Here is a 17,340-nt window from a genome sequence, read left to right on the forward strand (position 1 = left end):
GCCCCGAGGGCATGGCCGACTCTGACGCAACGCAGCATGTTGTTGCCGCCCCGCACCACGGGAAAACACGAAGACCGGCGCCTGCGGGCCGACGGTAGGATGCAGCGACCCCATGACTAGAACGCGCCAAGCGCCCTGCCGTCGCCGCACCCATGTCCCGCCCTGAAGCCCCCGCCGAACCCGTCGAACCGATCATCCCCGTTGAATCCGATCCCGCCGTCAAGGTGCCGCTTGCCATCGAAGACTGGCTGGCCGTCATCCTGCTGGCCACGCTGGCGCTGATCACCTTCGCCAACGTGCTGGTGCGCTACTTCACCGACCAGTCATTCGCCTGGACCGAAGAAATCTCGGTGTTCCTGTTGATCGTGCTGACCATGGCGGGCGGCAGCGTGGCGTTCGTGCGCAACCACCACATCCGCATCGAAATCCTGGCGGACAGCGGCTCGCCCCGCCGCCAGCGCATCCTGGCCTTGATCTCCAACGGCTGCGTGCTGGCCTTTTTCGTGCTGCTGACCGTGCTGTCGGTCAAGCTGGTGTCCGACGAATTCATCTACGAAGAAACGTCGCCGGCCATTGGCGTGCCTACCTGGTGGTATTCGATCTGGCTGCCCGTGATGGCCGCGGCGATCTCGCTGCGCACGCTGGGCACCCTCCGCCGCATCGCCCGGGGCGCCGACACGAAATGATCGCCACCCTGCTCTTCGTTGTCTTCATTGTGCTGATGCTGATCGGCGTGCCCGTGGGCGTGGCGCTGGGCATCGGCGGCACCGTCGCCATCGTGCTGTCCAACCTGGACACGCCCTGGTATGGCCTGCTGACCGTGCCGCAGAACTTCTACGCGGGGCTGGCCAAGTACCCGCTGCTGGCCATCCCCATGTTCGTGCTGGTGGGTTCCATCTTTGACCGATCGGGCGTGGCCAAGCGGCTGGTGGACTTTGCGATTGCCATCGTGGGCCGGGGCCCGGGCATGCTGCCGCTGGTGTCGATTGCGGTGGCCATGTTCCTGGGCGGCATTTCGGGTTCGGGCCCGGCATGCGCGGCAGCGGTGGGCGCGGTGATGATTGCCGCCATGTCGCGCGCCGGCTACCCGGGTTCGTTCTCGGCGGCCGTCGTTGCAGCCGGCGCCGCCACCGACATCCTGATTCCGCCGTCCGTCGCCTTCATCATCTATTCCGTGCTGGTGCCCGGCGCGTCGGTGCCGGCGCTGTTCGCAGCGGGCATGATCCCCGGCATCCTGGCCGGTTTCGCGCTGATCATTCCGGCCGTCTGGCTGTCGCGCAAATACAAGATGGGCGCGCTGGAGGCGCACTTGCCGCGCCCGCCCTTCTGGGCAAGCCTGCGCGAAGCGTCATGGGGCCTGGCCGCGCCGGTGCTGATTTTGGGCGGCATGCGCCTGGGCTGGTTCACGCCCACCGAGGCGGCGGTCGTGGCGGTGTTCTACGGCTTGTTCGTGGGCGGCTTCATCCACCGCACCATCAAGCTGCGCGACCTGTACACCATCTTGCGCGAGGCGGCCGAGCTGTCCGCCGTGATCATGCTGGTGGTGACGCTGGCGGGCATCTTCGCGTGGGCCTTGTCCACGCTTAGCGTGATTGACCCGATCACCAACGCCATCGTCAATTCCGGCCTGGGCGAATGGGGCGTGCTGTCGCTGCTGATTCTGCTGCTGATGACGGTGGGCATGTTCCTGGACGGCATTTCGATCTTCCTGATCTTCGTGCCGTTGCTAATGCCCATTGCCAATGCCTACGGCTGGGACCCGGTGTGGTTCGGCGTGATCCTGACCTTGAAGGTGGCGCTGGGCCAGTTCACCCCGCCGCTTGCCGTGAACCTGATGGTGTCGTGCCGCATTGCGCGCGTGCCGATGGAATCCACGGTGCGCTGGGTGGTGTGGCTATTGGGCGCCATGTTCCTGGTGCTGGTGGCGGTGCTGGTGTTTCCGCAGCTGGCGCTGTGGTTGCCGAAAAAGCTGGGCTATTGAAAGAGCAGGTTGCTGCACAACCATCAACGACCGACAACAAACAACCGACAACAACAACAGACACACTCAGAGAGAGGAGACACCCCATGAAATTCCGCAACCTGATCGGCGCCGCGCTGTGCGCCGCCGCCGTGGTCGGCATGACGCCGGCGCACGCGCAGAACTACAAGCCCGAATACAAGCTGTCCATCGTGGTGGGCACGACCTTCCCGTGGGGCCAGGGCGCCGAGATCTGGTCCAAGCTGGTGCGCGAACGCACCGATGGCCGCATCAACATCAAGGTGTACCCGGGCACGTCGCTGGTGCAGGGCGACCAGACGCGCGAATTCACCGCCATCCGCCAGGGCGTGATCGACATGGCCGTGGGGTCCACCATCAACTGGTCGCCGCAGGTCAAGCAGCTGAACCTGTTCTCGCTGCCCTTCCTGATGCCCGACTACGCCGCCATCGACGCGCTGGTGCAAGGCGACGTGGGCCGCGAAATGTTCAAGCTGATTGAAAAGGCCGGCGTCGTGCCGCTGGCCTGGGGCGAAAACGGCTATCGCCAGCTCAGCAATTCCAAGCGCGACATCAAAAAGCCCGAAGACATGAAGGGCATGAAGCTGCGCGTGGTGGGTTCGCCCCTGTACATCGACACGTTCACCGCGCTGGGCGCCAACCCCACGCAGATGAGCTGGGCCGATGCGCAACCGGCGCTGGCCAGCGGCGCGGTTGACGGGCAGGAAAATCCGCTGTCGATCTACACGGGTTCCAAGCTGTACACGGTGGGCCAGAAATACCTGACGCTGTGGAACTACGTGGCGGATCCGCTGATCTTCGTGGTGAACCGCGAAGTGTGGAATTCGTGGTCGGAAAAGGATCGCGACATTGTGCGCCAGGCCGCGCTGGATGCCGGCAAGCAGCAGATCGTGATTGCGCGCAAGGGCGTCACGCCCGAAGACCCGTCGCTGCTGAAGGAAATTGAAGGCCACGGCGTGACCGTGACATCCTTGTCCAAGGCCGAACACGACGCCTTCGCCAAGGTCACGCAACCCGTGTACGACAAGTGGAAGAAGCAGATCGGCGAAGACCTGGTCAACATGGCCGAAAAGTCCATCGCCGCGCGCAAGAAGTAAGGCCGGCTCGGTGAACGCCAACGCCAACGCCGACACCGACACCGACACCGACACCGACACCTACGCATCGATTTAAGCAGCAAGCCCCAGGGGAACGACGGCGCAAGCCGCCAAACCGAGGCAGGGACGTCAGAGCCCTCCCAACCAAACAGGCGCCAGTCAAAAGCTGGCGCCTGTTTCCTTTTTGGGCGGCGGGCAATGTTCCGGTTTGCGCGCGGACCCTGTTGCCCTTTCGCCCTTTTCCGGCTTTTGCCTTTTTCGGCCCGTCGCGCCTACGGGTAGCGCACTTCCAGAATATCCAGTTCTTCGATGCCACCCGGCGTGCGCAACACCACCGTGTCCCCTTCCCTGGCCTTGATCAGCGCGCGCGCCACCGGCGAAATCCAGCTGATCTTGCCGGCCAGCGGCTCGGCCTCGTCCACGCCCACGATGGTAACGGTGTGGTCTTCGCCGGCCTTGTCGCTATACAGCACCGTGGCGCCGAAAAAGACCTGGTCGCGGTTGGGCTGCAAGGCGGGGTCGACGACTTCGGCGATGTCCAGCCGCTTGGTCAAAAAGCGCATACGGCGGTCGATTTCCCGCAGGCGTTTCTTGCCGTAGAGGTAGTCGCCGTTTTCCGAGCGGTCGCCGTTGGACGCCGCCCACGACACCACTTGCACCACCGACGGACGCTCGACGTTCATCAGGTGCGTCAGTTCGGCGCGCAGGCGTTCGTAGCCCTCGGGGGTCATGTAGTTCTTTGTGCCCACGGGCAAAGCCTGGGCTTGCGGCAGGTCGTCGTCGTCCTCGTTGTCGGACTCTTTAACAAAGGCTTTATTCATGGCGATGCTCAAGCACTGGCGCCGTGACGGCGCAATCACATTAGTCGGGGCTGGCAGGCGGAGCGGCGCGGGCCGCCCGCGTCAGAACCAATCGTGCCAGACCGGCTTCAGGTCGGACGGCAGCGACGGCAGGCGGCCAAGGTCGATCCGGCTTTCCTTGGGGCTGTGAAAGTCAGACCCGCGCGATGCCAGGAAGCCGTAGCGGCGCGCAACCTCGGCATACTGGCGCGCTTCTTCGACGGTGTGGCTGCCGGTGGTGACTTCGATGCCCTCGCCGCCCAATTGCAGGAATTCGTCGAACAGCGCGGCGAATTGCAGCGGCGTGTACTTATAGCGGCCCGGGTGCGCGATGACCGCGCGTCCGCCCGCGCCGCGGATCCAGCCCACGGCTTCGGCCAGCGTGGCCCATTGCATGGGCACATGGCCGGGGCGATCGTCGCCCAGGTGCTTGGTGAATACGGTTTGCACGTCGGGGCAGTAGCCCGCTTCGACCAGGTAGCGCGCAAAGTGCGTGCGGCTGATCAGTTCGGGGTTGCCCGCGAACGGCAACGCGCCTTCGTAGGCGCCCGGCATGCCCATGTCGGCCAGCCGGTCGCCGATACGCTTGGCGCGTTCGGCGCGGCCCGAGCGGGTCTGGCGCAGGCCGGCCACCAAGTCGGCGTTGTTCGGGTCGAACTGCAAGCCCACGATGTGCACCGTCAAGCCCGCCCACGTGACCGAAATTTCAACGCCGGTGGAAAACCGCATGCCCAGGTCCTGGGCCGCGCTGGCCGCTTCGGCCAGCCCGCCTACCTCGTCGTGATCCGTCAATGCCCAGACGTCGACGCCGTTGGCGTGCGCGCGCTGCGCCACGTCGCGAGGCGCCAGCGCGCCGTCGGACACAGTGGAATGGCAATGCAGATCGATGTTCAGGGTGGGCGATGTCATCGGGCTATTGTAGAGAAGGCCCGCCGCGCTGAATAGCGCCGTGCCGTCCCCGTAATCGCACGGCGGACATTCAAGCCAACAGGAACGCCGCCACGGGTTCCACCTGGCTATCGGCGATCAGGGTAGGCGCGTGTCCCACGCCCGGCACTTCCAGCGCCTGCGCGCGCGGATTGCGTTTCAGCATTTCGTCAACCGTGGCGCGGGTCAGTAGATCGGACTTCTCGCCCCGCACGATCAGGATTGGGCACGGCGTGGCGTCATACGAGCGCCACAGGATCTGTTCGCCGGCGGCCAATTCGTCCGGCGTTTGCGCGGCCAGCGCCTGGGCCAGCGCCAGGTCGTAGTGCTTGACCCATTTGCCATCGAACTCCGGGTAAAGGAACCGGGCCAGCTCGGTCCATTGCGCGTCGGTGTGCGGGCCGAAGGTTTCGGAATTGGCGCGCATCGTAGCCACCGCCTCTTCAAACGTGGGGAATTCGCCCGGCTGACCGACGTATTGGCCGATGCGCGACAAGGCGCCCGTTTCCAGGCGCGGGCCCACGTCGTTCAGCACCAGCTTGTCCAGCTGGATGCCCTGACCGGGCGGCAACATGCCCGCGTGGGGCCGCATCGCCTGCATGGCGCCGGCGAATACCGCGGCGCCCGACAGCGCCAGCCCGATCAAGCCGCCCATCGACGTGCCCACCCAGGCGAGCCTTGCCGGTGCCAGCCGCGCAAGCAGCGTGACCATGTCGGATACGTACTGCGGCACGGTGTAGAAGGCGGGGTTGGCCAGCCAGTCCGACCGGCCACGGCCCACCACGTCGGGGCACACGACGCGGTAGCGCGACGCCAGGCGGCGGGCCAGCACGTCGAAATCCCGGCCGCTACGCGTCAGGCCGTGCACGCAGACCAGCACCTGGTCATTGGCCGGGTCGCCCCATTCCCAATACGCCATCCGGTGCAAGCCCGCCGGGCTGGCGCAGGTGACGAATTCCAAACGGGGTTGCAGGCTGGCGTCCACCATGTAAAGGCTCCACGTATCGAACGGATCGGCGCGCGCCGAAACGGCGGTTCACCAAGGCGGACTAGTGTAATCGCGCCAGCCGGACAAACGCACGACAGTTGCGCGGCCGCCCACTCTGAATTCGCCCGCGTGCCGCAGGCTGGACACTGCGCCCGCGCCTCGCTACGATCACCCCATTCTCACTGGCGCCCCCGGTTTGCACGGCAGGTAAATTGCCGTTGGCTATCAAGCCGATCCATTCATTAAATTGGAATCGGCCGTTCGTTGGGGCCAGAGTTATGAGCTTCAGGCATTGCCAGATCAGTCATCCCAAAATTGATATGGAGTCCGTATGCAGCAAAGCAGTCCTGTCTCTCCGCTGACCGCCGACCATTCTTCACCCGACGTCAGCCCCCCGCCCCCCGAACCGCCAAAAGTGCTTCAAGACGTGTTGTCTCGCGCCGACGTGCAGATCAACGGCACGCGCCCGTGGGACATCCAGGTACATGACAAACATATGTACGAACGCGTCTTCGCCAGCTGGTCGCTGGGGCTGGGCGAATCCTATATGGACGGCGAATGGGACTGCGAACGGCTCGACGAGCTGTTCACCCGACTGCTGCGCGCCGACATGGGCTCGGCCGCACTAGGCGTCGCGCGCATCAAGCTGATTGCCGAACACCTGCGGCACAAGCTGTTCAACCTGCAATCGAAGCATCGCGCCTTTGAAGTGGGCGAACAGCATTACGACGCCGGCAACGACGTGTTCGAAGCCATGCTGGACAGCCGCATGATCTATTCCTGCGCCTACTGGGAAAACGCCCAGACGCTTGAAGAAGCGCAGTTGGCCAAGCTGGACATGATCTGCCGCAAGCTGCAACTCAAGCCCGGTGAAACGCTGCTGGATATCGGCTGCGGCTGGGGCGGGCTGGCCAAGTTCGCGGCTGAGAACTACGGCGTGTCGGTCACCGGCGTGACGGTATCGAAAGAGCAGCTGGCGCTGGCGCAGGATCGCGTCAAGGGCCTGCCGGTGCAACTGCTGCTGCAAGACTACCGCGACCTGCAAGGCAACTTCGACAAGGTCGTGTCGGTGGGCATGTTTGAACATGTGGGGCCGAAGAACTACGACACGTACTTCAGCAACGTGCAGCGTTTGATGTCGCCGGACGGCATCTTTCTGCTGCACACCATCGGCATCGCGGCCACCAGCCAAAGCACCGACCCGTGGATCGACCGCTATGTGTTCCCGAACGGCAAGCTGCCGTCCGCGCGCGAAATCGCCGGCGCCGTCGAACACCGCTTCATCATCGAAGACTGGCATAACTTCGGCACCGACTACGACCGCACGCTGATGGCCTGGTGGGACCGCTTTGAACGCGCCTGGCCGTCGCTGCAAGCGCGTTACGGCACGCGCTTCTACCGCATGTGGAAATACTATTTGATGTGTTGCGCCGGGTTCTTCCGGTCACGCGAAGGGCAGCTGTGGCAAGTCATCCTGACGCACCCGCAGCGCCAGGACGTGTACCGCTCGCTGCGCTGACGCGGCGCCATTCGCCCACCTAACGCCGCATGTCGGCGTCCTCGCGGATCATGTCGGCGGCGCGCTCCGCGATCATGATGGTGGGCGAATTGGTGTTGCCCGACGTGATAAGCGGCATCACCGACGCGTCGGCGATGCGCAACCCCTCCAGCCCGAACACGCGCAGGCGCGCATCCACCACCGCGCCGCTGTCCGCGCTCTTGCCCATCGCGCACGTGCCCACCGGGTGAAAGATCGTGGTGCCGATTTTGCCGGCGGCCTCGCGCAGTTGCGCGTCCGTCTGGTAGTCCGGCCCCGGCAACCATTCCTCTGGGCGATAGCGCTGCAACGCCGGCGCGGCGGCAATGCGGCGGACCAGTCGGATGGAATCGGCCGCCACCTGGATGTCGGCCTCGGTGCTGAGGTAATTGGCGGCAATGACCGGCGCCGCGCCAGCGGGCGTGCCCGCCGCGCCTTGCGCATGCACGCTGCCGCGCGACGTCGGCCGCAGGTTGCACACGCTGGCCGTGAAGGCGTCGAAGGCGTGCAGCGGTTCGCCAAACGCGCCCAGCGACAAGGGCTGCACATGAAACTCTACATTCGCGCGCGCCTGGCCCGGGTCAGACTTGGCAAAGGCCCCCAGCTGCGACGGCGCCATGCTCATCGGGCCGCTACGGCGCAGCAGGTATTCCAGCCCGATGCCCGCCTTGCCCAACCAAGATCCCGCGATCCGGTTCAGCGTCTTGACGCCATTGACCTTCAGGATCACGCGCAATTGCAGATGGTCTTGCAGGTTTTCGCCCACGCCCGGCAAGGCATGGCGCAGCGCGATGCCGCTTTCGCGCAAGCGCGCGGGTTCGCCGATGCCCGACTGTTCAAGCAGATGCGGCGTGTTGACCGCGCCAGCCGCCATCACCACCTCGCGTCGCGCGCGCACGGTGACAAGGCGCGGCTCGCCCTTGCCCTGCCCTTTGCCCTGCCCCTGGCTTTGGACGCGCACCTGCACGCCCACGCAGCGCTTGCCTTCAAACACCAGCTGCTCGGCCTGCGCCCCCGTCATCACATGCAGGTTGGGCCGCTTTCGAATCGGGCGCAAAAATGCTTTGGCCGTATTCCAGCGCCAGCCGCTGCGCTGGTTCACTTCAAAATAGCCGCTGCCGAAGTTGTCGCCCCGGTTGAAGTCCTGCACGCGAGGGATGCCTTCCTGTTCGGCCGCTTGCGCGAAGGCTTCCAGGATGTCCCACCGCAAGCGCTGCGCCTCGACCCGCCATTCGCCCCCGGCGCCGTGAAATTCGTTGGCGCCCCGGTGGTGGTCTTCGCTACGCTTGAACACCGGCAGCACCTGGTCCCAGCCCCAGGCCGGGTCGCCCGACAGCGCAGCCCAGTCTTCATAGTCTTCACGCTGGCCGCGCATGTAGATCATGCCGTTGATGGACGAACACCCGCCCAGCACCCGGCCGCGCGGGTAGATCAGGGACCGGCCGCCCAGCCCCGGTTCTTTCACGGTGCGGTACATCCAGTCGGTGCGCGGGTTGCCGATGCAATACAGATAGCCCACCGGGATATGAATCCAGTGGTAGTTGTCGCGGCCGCCTGCCTCCAGCAGCAGCACCCGGGTACCGGGGTCCTGGCTGAGCCGGTTGGCCAGCACGCAGCCGGCCGAGCCCGCGCCCACGATGACGAAGTCGTATGTCTCCATAAGCTCTTCTTATCTGCTTGGCGGGGTTTACACCTGCCGCCACATTGAGCCGACCCGGCTTCGGCGTTGCCACGCACGCCGGGCATCTGGCGTGACTCTGGCGCAGCAGGCCGCCGCTGTCCAATGAAATGTTGAAAATCCGTTTATAAGCACCTTTAATAATGCTCACCCCATTTCGGACGGCGCCATGGACCTCAAGCATCTACGCACCTTTGCCGCCGTGGCGCGCGAAGGCAACCTGACCCGCGCGGCCGAACACCTGCACCTGACGCAGCCAGCGTTAAGCCTGCAACTGAAGAACTTTCAGGAATCGCTGGACCTGACGCTGTTTGCGCGCAGCGCCCAGGGCCTGGCGCCCAATGCCGACGGGCGCGCGCTGCTGCCCGCCGCGCAGCGCGTGCTGGACGCCATGGAAGACTTCCAGCGCGCCATCAGCGCCTTGCGTGACACCGTGCAGGGCGAACTGCGCATGGGCACGATCCTGGACCCGGAGTTCCTGCGGCTGGGGGCCACGCTGCAACACCTGATGGAGCACTATCCGAAAATCCGCCCCACGCTGCGCCACGGCATGTCCGGCTCGGTGGGACGGCAAGTGCGGGCGGGCGAGCTGGATGTGGGGTTTTTCCTGGGTCCGGCCGGGGCCACGGGCGGCCCACCGCTGCTGGACGTGTTGCCGCTGGCCACGTTCACGTACTACGTGGTGGCGCCCAAGGGATGGGGCGCGCAGGTGGCCGGGCGTGGATGGCAGGACATTGCCGCGCTGCCGTGGATCTGGACGCCGCCGGATTCGGTGCACCATCGGCTGCTGGCCACCCGGTTCGATGCGCTGGGCGTCACGCCGAACGCGGTGGCGCAGGTGGATCAGGAAGCCTCGATGCTGGACTTGGTGCGGTCGGGCGTGGGGCTGTCGCTGGTGCGCGATTCCATCGCGCTGCGTGAGTCCCAGGCGAACGGGCTGCTGTTGCTGCCCGGCCTGGCGATCCAGGCGGAACTGTCGTTTATCACGCAAGCCACCCGCCGCGCCGATCCTCTGGTCGCGGCGGCCTTCACGGCAGTCATGGCCGCGTTCGGGTAGTCGGCCGCAACGCCGCTGCGCAGCCGCAACGCCGGCCGCAACTCCCGGCCGCAACTCCCGGCCGCACCCCGGCCGCAGCCCGGTCGCCGGCCGTCCGCGCTAGCGCAGCCGGCCCGGTGCCATCAGGGACGGCGCAACGCCCTCGTCCACCAGCCACGTTGGCAGCGGCTGTCGGGCCAGCAACGCCGCCGCCATCGCCGACACGCCCGCCGCCGACTGGATGCCGTAGCCGCCTTGCGCCGCCAGCCAGAAAAACCCGGGCTGGGCCACGTCATAGCCCACCACCATGTCGCCGTCCGGCACGAACGAACGCAGCCCGGCCCACACGTGGGACGGCCGCCGGATGGTCAGCGTGGTGGCGGATTCGATGTGATAGATGCCGGTGGCCACGTCCAGTTCTTCGGCCACCACATCGTGCGGGGCAACCGGGTCCGCGTTGGCGGGCGAGCCCAGCAACTGACCCGCGTCCGGCTTGAAGTAGAAGCTTTCGTCGATGCCGACCACGGCAGGCCACGCGCTGCAATCCACGCCGTCGGGCGGCGCAAAAATGAAGGCGCTGCGCCGGCAGGGCTGCAAGCCCACGGGCGCCACGCCGCAGCGCCCGGCCAGGTCGTCGGCCCACGCGCCCGCCGCGTTGACCACCACGCCTGCGTGCAGCGTGGCGCCGTCCGTCAGCCGCAACGTCCACACGCCGTCGTCCGACCGTTGGCCGGCTTCCACCTCGGCATTGCAATGCACGACCGCGCCCTGCCGCCGCGCTGCCGCCAGAAAGCCCTGGTGCAACGCATGCACGTCCAGGTCGCGCGCGTCTGCTTCAAACAAGGCGCCGCCCGCCACCGCTTCGGGGCGGATACACGGCACACGTGCCATGGCCTGGGCGGCGTCCAGCAACTGCACGTTGCCCGCTTGCGCCGTCGCCGCCTCATAGCCTTGGATCAGCTGGTCGCGCTGCTCGGCACTGGCGATATACAGGCAGCCGCGTTCCTGCAGCAAAGGGTGTTCGGTGAAACCGGCGGGCGGGTTCTCATAGAAAGCGCGGCTGGCGCGCGTCAGCGCCTGGATCTGCGCCGTGCCATAGGTTTCCATGAACATCGCGGCCGAGCGGCCGGTGGAGTGGTAGCCAGGCTGCGACTCGCGTTCCAGCAAGATGACCCGCGTCTGTCCCGGTTTTTCGGCGGTCAGGCGATACGCCAACGACGCGCCGGCAATGCCCGCGCCTACAATCACCACGTCAAATTGCTGCGCTTTCGATGCGTGTTCCACTTGCAGTCCCAAAGTACGTGTCAATGTACGAGCCAATGTATGAAGCGGCTATTTCTCGTATTTGAGAATTCTCGGATATGACAAAATATCCGTCAACGAAAAAAACCGGCCAGCCTAGCGCTTGCCCCTGACGCCTAGGGAAAGCACCGACATGCCCATCATCCGACCGCCCGCCTCTACGCCCCCCGCCGCCTCGCCCGCCGACAACATCCTGGCCGACCGGACCAGCCTGGGCGTCCGATTGCGGGGCCTGCGCCGGGCGCGCTCAATGACATTAAAGGAACTGTCGGCCTTGACCGGCGTGGCGCTGTCTACGCTATCGAAGATGGAACTGGGCCAGGTGTCGATCAGCTACGCCAAGTTCGCCGCCGTGGCGCGTGCGCTTGACGTCGATATTGCCCACCTGTTCGGCCCCGTCACCCCCGCGGAAAACGGCCGCCCTGCCCCGGCCGCCCTGCGCTGCACCCTGGCCGAATCGCCCGGCTACATGACCGGCGCCTACGACTACAAACTGTTGGCCGGCCAGTATCCCCAGCGCAGCATGACGCCCATGTACGGCCGCATCCTGGCGCGCGACGCGTCGGAATTCGATGACTACATGCGCCACGCCGGCCAGGAATTCCTGGTGGTGCTGGAAGGCGAAATCGAAATTCGCTTTGAAAACGGGGAATCGCTGGTGCTGGCCAAGCACGAGACGGCCTATTTCGACAGCGGTGTGGGGCACATCTATTTAACGCGCAGCGCCCGGCCAGCCGAGATCATGGTGGTGATGACGGGCGGCAACTGACGGGCACGCGGCTTGCTGCTTGCCATGCGTCACTGTTCGCAGGCAGAGCTTCATGACCGCACCCAAGCCCGATGTGCGCACCGGCCAATACTCCGGACCACTTTCGCGCGACACCTTCCGGCTGCGCTTCATGCGCCGCTTCTATGACCCCGCCTTCCAGGCCGAACAAGCCGCGCTGGACCGGCTGGAAGCCATTGCGTGGGACGCCTACCAGGGCGGCCGCAAAGCGCCCATCACCGTCAAGGCCGGCGCGGCCTACGCCGATCCCGACTACGACTTGTCGGTGGAATGGAAAGACGCCCACGACCGCCTGGCGCAAGCCGCACAGAAGCAGCGCCGCGCGGATACGCCGTCGCGCGTGCTGGTCGTGGTGGGCGCATCGCGCAACGACGGCACCTGTCCGGGCGAGGTATCCAAAACGTGGCGTCTGGCGCAGATCGTGTGCGCCGAGCTGGAAGCCGCCCACGTCCAGGCCGACCTGCTGGACCTGAGCCGGCTCACGTCCGAATACCAATATCAGATCCATCCGTGCAAAGGCTGCGTGTCCACCGCCATGCCGCTTTGCCACTGGCCGTGCAGCTGCTATCCCAACCATTCGCTGGGCCAGGACAACGACGCCATGAATGACATCTACGAGCAGTGGGTGGCGGCGCACGGCGTGATCCTGCTGGCGCCCACCTATTGGTATCAGTCGCCCAGCCCGCTCAAGCTGATGATCGACCGGCTGGTGTGCGCCGACGGCGGCAACCCGGACCCCACCACCACGTCCGGCAAGGACGCGGCCAAGGCCAAGGCCATTGAACTGGACGGCTGGCCCTATCCGAAACACCTGGCGGGCCGGGCTTACGGCCTGGTGGTGCACGGCGACGTGGCCGGTATCGAGGGCCAACGGCGCGCGCTGAGCGATTGGCTGGACTGGATGGGCCTGATTGATGCCGGGTCGATGGCCCGGCTGGAGCGGTACATCGGCTACTACAAGCCCTACGCCACCAGCCACGCCGACCTGGACCTGGACACGGCGGTGCAGGAAGAGGTGCGCAACGTTGCGCGCGCCATGGCGAACTGCCTGCCGCGCCTGCGCGCCGGTGAATTGACCCCGCCCGATGCGGGGCTGCACGACCCGCGGCCCAAGTAGCCGGGACGGCGGCTTTGTAGATGCAATGCAATCAGACGATGAGGATTAGCAGGTGATGCTCATGAAGAACGATGTGGAAGCGAAGAAGACGGCGCCACAGCACGGCGACAAGCCGAGCGATAAGCAAAACGACAAGCCGGGCGACACGCCGGCCGACAAGCAAGGCAAGCAGCCGCAACCCGTGCCGAAGTCGAATGCCTTCACAAAATTCTTCGACCATTTTGCCGCGCGCGTCACGCATTGGGCGGGCTCGCCCATCGCGTTCGGCTCTGCCTTGTGCGCCGTGATCGTGTGGGCCGTCACCGGCCCTTTCTTCGGCTATTCGGAAACCTGGCAGCTGGTCATCAACACCGGCACCACCATCGTCACGTTCCTGATGGTGTTCTTGATTCAGCAAAGTCAGAACAAGGACGGCCGCGCGCTGCACCTGAAGCTGGACGAACTGCTGATCGCCTTGAAAGGCGCGGACGAACAACTGGTGGACGCCGAACAACTGGACGAAGACAAACTGCTGGCGCTGGCCGCGGCGTGCACCGCACGCGCGCGCGCCAAGGCACGCAGCGACCGCCCCAAGGGGACCAAGTCACGCCGATCGAAGTCGGTCAGGGGCAGCAAGACCACCGTCCGTAGCAGCCTGCGGGTACGACGCGGCGCGTTCCGCGCGGGCAAAGGCGCGAATCACTGACCCCGACGACGCCCTGCCGCCCGCCGCCACGCCGTACCCCATCGCGCCGCGCCAAAGCAGTGCGCGGCGCACAACAACTTGCACCGCTTTGACGCACCGCGCGGCCCGCCTGGAGGCCGCGTGTGTCGCCTGATGTCCCCACGCTTTCCCCCCTTTTCCCTATGACGCCGCGCGCAATCCCGCCCCGCGCGGCCGTCCTTTTCCAACCTGGCATGGTCTTTGCTTAAGTGTTCATGCAGGCCCCAACAGGCCCGCGGCACAATTTAAGCAGTACCGGCAAAGGCGCCCCGACCGACAGGTCCAGGGCGCTTTTTGTCTTTTGAAACCCAAACCACAAGCCTGGGGAAATTCATGAAAGCAACGGCCACTCCCGCCTCCTTGCAGACCTTGGTTGTCATCGGCAACGGCATGGTGGGCCACCATTGCGTCGAACAGTTGATTGCACGCGGCGCGCTGGAGCGCTATCGCATCCACGTCTATGGCGAGGAAACGCGCCGCGCTTACGACCGCGTGCATCTGTCCGAATACCTGAATGGCCGCGACGCCGAATCGATGTCGATGAGCGAGGCCGCCTTTTATGACCGCGACGGGCTGACCCTGCATCTGGGCGAACCGGTGCTGGACATCGACCGCCACGCGCGCGAAGTGGTCACGGCCAACGGCCGCGTCGGCTACGACAAGCTGGTGCTGGCCACGGGCTCTTACCCGTTCGTGCCGCCCATCGCCGGCGCCGAGGGCGCGTCGCGCCTGGTGTATCGCAGCATCGACGACCTGGACCTGATCCGCGCGGCCGCGCAAGGCGCGCGCCGTGGCGTCGTGGTGGGCGGCGGCCTGCTGGGGCTGGAGGCGGCCAACGCATTGAAGTCGCTGAACCTGGAAGCGCACGTGGTGGAATTCGCGCCGCGCCTGATGCCGGTGCAGTTGGACGAGGAAGGCGGCGCCGCGCTCAAGGCGCGCATCGAGGCGCTGGGCGTGGGCGTGCACCTGTCGCGCGCCACGCAAGACATCAAGCCCGGCACGCAGTACCGCTATCGCATGCGCTTTGCCGAAGGCGCGCCGCTGGAAACCGACCTGATCGTGTTTTCGGCCGGCATCCGCCCCCAGGTGTCGCTGGCACGCCGCGCCGGGCTGGCGCTGGCCGAACGTGGCGGCGTGGCCATCGACGACCATTGCCGCAGCAGCGATGAAAACATCTACGCCATTGGCGAATGCGCTGCCTGGAACGGCAGCGTGTTCGGCCTGGTGGCGCCGGGCTACCAGATGGCGCGCATCGCCGCCGCCGAGCTGTGCGGCGTGCCGGAACAGCCCTTTACCGGCGCCGACATGTCCACCAAGCTCAAGCTGTTGGGCGTGGACGTGGGTTCCATCGGCGACGCCCATGGCACGACGCCCGGCGCGCGCAGCTACCGCTACATCGACGAAGCCGGCGCCAGCTATCGCCGCCTGGTCGTATCGGCAGACGGCAAGCGCGTGTTGGGCGCGGTGCTGGTGGGCGACAACCGCTACTACGACACCTTGCTGCAATACGCGCAGAACGGCATCGCGCCGCCTGCCGACCCCGCCAGCCTGATCCTACCCGCCAGCAGCGCCGCGCCCGCGCTGGGCGTCGATGCGTTGCCCGCCACCGCCACGATCTGCTCCTGTCACAACGTCAGCAAAGGCGCCGTCAGCGCCGCCATCGACGGCGGCTGCACCGACCTGGCCGGCGTAAAAAGCTGCACCAAGGCGGCCTCGGGCTGCGGCGGTTGCGCCGCGCTGCTCAAGCAGGTGGTGGAACACGAACTGGCCAGTCGCGGCGTCGCCGTCGACAAAAGCCTGTGCGAACACTTTGCCTATACCCGCCAGGAGCTCTACGCCATCGTGCGCGTCGGCGGCATCGAAACGTTTGAAGAACTGTTGGCCAGCCATGGCAAGGGCCACGTCGGGTGCGACATCTGCAAGCCCGCCGTGGGGTCGATTCTGGCGTCGTGCTGGAACCGCCCCATTCAGGAACCGCGCCTGGTGCCGCTGCAAGACACCAACGACACCTTCATGGCGAACATGCAAAAGAACGGCACCTATTCGGTGGTGCCGCGCATACCGGCCGGCGAGATCACGCCCGACGGCCTGATCGCCATCGGCGCCGTCGCCAAGAAATACAAGCTGTACACCAAGATCACGGGCGGCCAGCGCATCGACCTGTTCGGCGCGCAGCTGCACGAACTGCCGGACATCTGGAGCGAACTGATCGCCGCCGGCTTTGAAACCGGCCATGCCTACGGCAAGTCCACCCGCACGGTGAAGTCCTGCGTGGGCAGCACGTGGTGCCGCTACGGCGTGCAGGACAGCGTGCGCATGGCGCTGGACATCGAACACCGCTACAAGGGCCTGCGGTCGCCGCACAAACTGAAGTTCGCGGTGTCCGGCTGCACCCGTGAATGCGCCGAGGCGCAAAGCAAGGACATCGGCGTCATCGCCACCGAAAACGGCTGGAACCTGTACGTGTGCGGCAACGGCGGCATGCGCCCGCGTCACGCCGAACTGTTCGCCACCGACCTGGACGACGCCACGCTGATCCGCATGATCGACCGCGTGCTGATGTTCTACATCCGCACCGCCGACAAGCTGCAACGCACATCCGTCTGGCGCGAGTCGCTGGAAGGCGGGCTGGACTATCTGAAGGACGTGGTGCTGAACGACAGCCTGGGCCTGGGCGCCGAGCTGGAAGCGCAAATGCAGTTGGTGGTGGACCGCTATGAATGCGAATGGGCCAACACCGTCAGCAGCCCGGAAAAGCTCAAGCGCTTCCGCACCTTCGTCAACGAGCGTGGCGGCGACCCGGACATTCAGTTTGTTCAAGAACGCGGCCAACCCCGGCCCGCCCCGGCCCCCTCGCCTGCACGCCCGGCGGCGCGCGTCATCCCCATCGCCGAGGAGATCGTCTGATGAACGCCCTGGCCCCCGCCCCCACTGGCGCCCGCACTGCCGCGCGCTCTGCCCCCCCCGCCTCCCGCGCACCGACCTGGCGCGCGGTCTGCACCCGCGATGACCTCGTTGCCGACTCCGGCGTGGTCGTCTTGCTGGATGGCCAGCAGATTGCCTTGTTCTACCTGCCCGACGCCGACGGCCCGGACTTATACGCGATTGAAAACCGCGATCCCAAATCCGGCGCCAACGTTATCGGGCGCGGCCTGCTTGCCCATCTGGGCGGCAATCTGGTCGTGGCCTCGCCGCTTTACAAGCAGCACTTCCGTCTGGCCGACGGCAGCTGCGTGCAGTACCCCGAACAGCAATTGCGCACCTGGCAGGCCCGCTTCAACGGCGACACCGTTGAAATCGCCTGACGCCGCGCCTCCTGATCACTGTCAC

Annotated in this window: 15 protein-coding genes; 10 read left to right on the forward strand and 5 right to left on the reverse strand. The window is 65.9% G+C overall.

Annotated features, from left to right (window positions below; genetic code table 11):
• The first annotated feature begins 152 nt into the window (after positions 1 to 152).
• The 3 genes from AC6LJY_RS07295 (at position 153) to AC6LJY_RS07305 (ending at position 3,096) form a co-directional block, all read left to right on the forward strand.
• Complete coding sequence (locus AC6LJY_RS07295) at positions 153 to 686, forward strand: TRAP transporter small permease (protein WP_498135636.1); 534 nt, start codon at positions 153 to 155, stop codon at positions 684 to 686.
• On the forward strand, positions 683 to 1,981 hold the full coding sequence (locus tag AC6LJY_RS07300; RefSeq protein ID WP_046806945.1) for a TRAP transporter large permease: 1,299 nt from the start codon (positions 683 to 685) through the stop codon (positions 1,979 to 1,981). Before AC6LJY_RS07295 ends, AC6LJY_RS07300 begins: the two co-directional genes overlap by 4 nt.
• 86 nt (positions 1,982 to 2,067) lie before the next feature.
• Complete coding sequence (locus AC6LJY_RS07305; RefSeq protein WP_219990365.1) at positions 2,068 to 3,096, forward strand: DctP family TRAP transporter solute-binding subunit; 1,029 nt, start codon at positions 2,068 to 2,070, stop codon at positions 3,094 to 3,096.
• Between the two features lie 272 nt (positions 3,097 to 3,368).
• Here the strand turns inward: AC6LJY_RS07305 and greB are convergent, their stop codons facing one another.
• The 3 genes from greB to AC6LJY_RS07320 form a co-directional block, all read right to left on the reverse strand.
• Entirely contained in the window at positions 3,369 to 3,917 is a 549-nt protein-coding gene (gene greB, locus AC6LJY_RS07310) for a transcription elongation factor GreB (RefSeq protein ID WP_046806947.1), read from the reverse strand.
• Between the two features lie 81 nt (positions 3,918 to 3,998).
• Positions 3,999 to 4,844 (reverse strand): 3',5'-nucleoside bisphosphate phosphatase, encoded by an 846-nt coding sequence (locus tag AC6LJY_RS07315; protein ID WP_046806948.1) that lies wholly within the window; start codon positions 4,842 to 4,844, stop codon positions 3,999 to 4,001.
• Positions 4,845 to 4,914: 70 nt separating this feature from the next.
• Positions 4,915 to 5,850, reverse strand: coding sequence for an alpha/beta fold hydrolase (locus AC6LJY_RS07320; protein WP_498135637.1), 936 nt, complete (start codon positions 5,848 to 5,850; stop codon positions 4,915 to 4,917).
• 331 nt (positions 5,851 to 6,181) lie between these two features.
• Here AC6LJY_RS07320 and cfa point away from each other — a divergent pair, with 331 nt between their 5' ends.
• Positions 6,182 to 7,369: a cyclopropane fatty acyl phospholipid synthase gene (cfa, locus tag AC6LJY_RS07325; protein WP_104145080.1), complete on the forward strand. Its 1,188-nt coding sequence runs from the start codon at positions 6,182 to 6,184 to the stop codon at positions 7,367 to 7,369.
• Positions 7,370 to 7,388: 19 nt separating this feature from the next.
• Here cfa and AC6LJY_RS07330 read toward each other — a convergent pair whose 3' ends face one another.
• Positions 7,389 to 9,047: a GMC family oxidoreductase gene (locus AC6LJY_RS07330; protein WP_104145079.1), complete on the reverse strand. Its 1,659-nt coding sequence runs from the start codon at positions 9,045 to 9,047 to the stop codon at positions 7,389 to 7,391.
• A 187-nt stretch (positions 9,048 to 9,234) separates the two neighbouring features.
• On the opposite strand from AC6LJY_RS07330, the gene AC6LJY_RS07335 reads away from it, so the two are divergent.
• The gene (locus AC6LJY_RS07335) at positions 9,235 to 10,122 is read left to right on the forward strand and encodes a LysR family transcriptional regulator (protein ID WP_498135638.1); all 888 of its coding nucleotides are present in this window, start codon (positions 9,235 to 9,237) and stop codon (positions 10,120 to 10,122) included.
• A 99-nt stretch (positions 10,123 to 10,221) separates the two neighbouring features.
• On the opposite strand, the gene AC6LJY_RS07340 is transcribed toward AC6LJY_RS07335, so the two are convergent.
• Positions 10,222 to 11,409 carry an NAD(P)/FAD-dependent oxidoreductase gene (locus tag AC6LJY_RS07340; RefSeq protein WP_498135639.1) on the reverse strand — a complete coding sequence of 396 codons (1,188 nt, stop codon included), beginning with the start codon at positions 11,407 to 11,409 and terminating at the stop codon, positions 10,222 to 10,224.
• 127 nt (positions 11,410 to 11,536) lie between these two features.
• Here AC6LJY_RS07340 and AC6LJY_RS07345 point away from each other — a divergent pair, with 127 nt between their 5' ends.
• The 5 genes from AC6LJY_RS07345 to nirD all read left to right on the forward strand — a co-directional run bounded on the left by AC6LJY_RS07345 (position 11,537) and on the right by nirD (position 17,315).
• Positions 11,537 to 12,172, forward strand: coding sequence for a helix-turn-helix domain-containing protein (locus AC6LJY_RS07345; protein WP_498135640.1), 636 nt, complete (start codon positions 11,537 to 11,539; stop codon positions 12,170 to 12,172).
• 52 nt (positions 12,173 to 12,224) lie between these two features.
• Positions 12,225 to 13,307 carry a flavodoxin family protein gene (locus AC6LJY_RS07350; RefSeq protein ID WP_498135641.1) on the forward strand — a complete coding sequence of 361 codons (1,083 nt, stop codon included), beginning with the start codon at positions 12,225 to 12,227 and terminating at the stop codon, positions 13,305 to 13,307.
• Between the two features lie 61 nt (positions 13,308 to 13,368).
• Complete coding sequence (locus AC6LJY_RS07355) at positions 13,369 to 13,992, forward strand: low affinity iron permease family protein (RefSeq protein WP_498135642.1); 624 nt, start codon at positions 13,369 to 13,371, stop codon at positions 13,990 to 13,992.
• A 351-nt stretch (positions 13,993 to 14,343) separates the two neighbouring features.
• On the forward strand, positions 14,344 to 16,917 hold the full coding sequence (nirB, locus tag AC6LJY_RS07360) for a nitrite reductase large subunit NirB (RefSeq protein ID WP_314365621.1): 2,574 nt from the start codon (positions 14,344 to 14,346) through the stop codon (positions 16,915 to 16,917).
• The gene (nirD, locus tag AC6LJY_RS07365; protein ID WP_498135643.1) at positions 16,917 to 17,315 is read left to right on the forward strand and encodes a nitrite reductase small subunit NirD; all 399 of its coding nucleotides are present in this window, start codon (positions 16,917 to 16,919) and stop codon (positions 17,313 to 17,315) included. The genes nirB and nirD overlap by 1 nt, the downstream gene beginning before the upstream one ends.
• Positions 17,316 to 17,340: the final 25 nt, after the last annotated feature.

The organism is Achromobacter sp. RT286_PF (assembly GCF_059760425.1).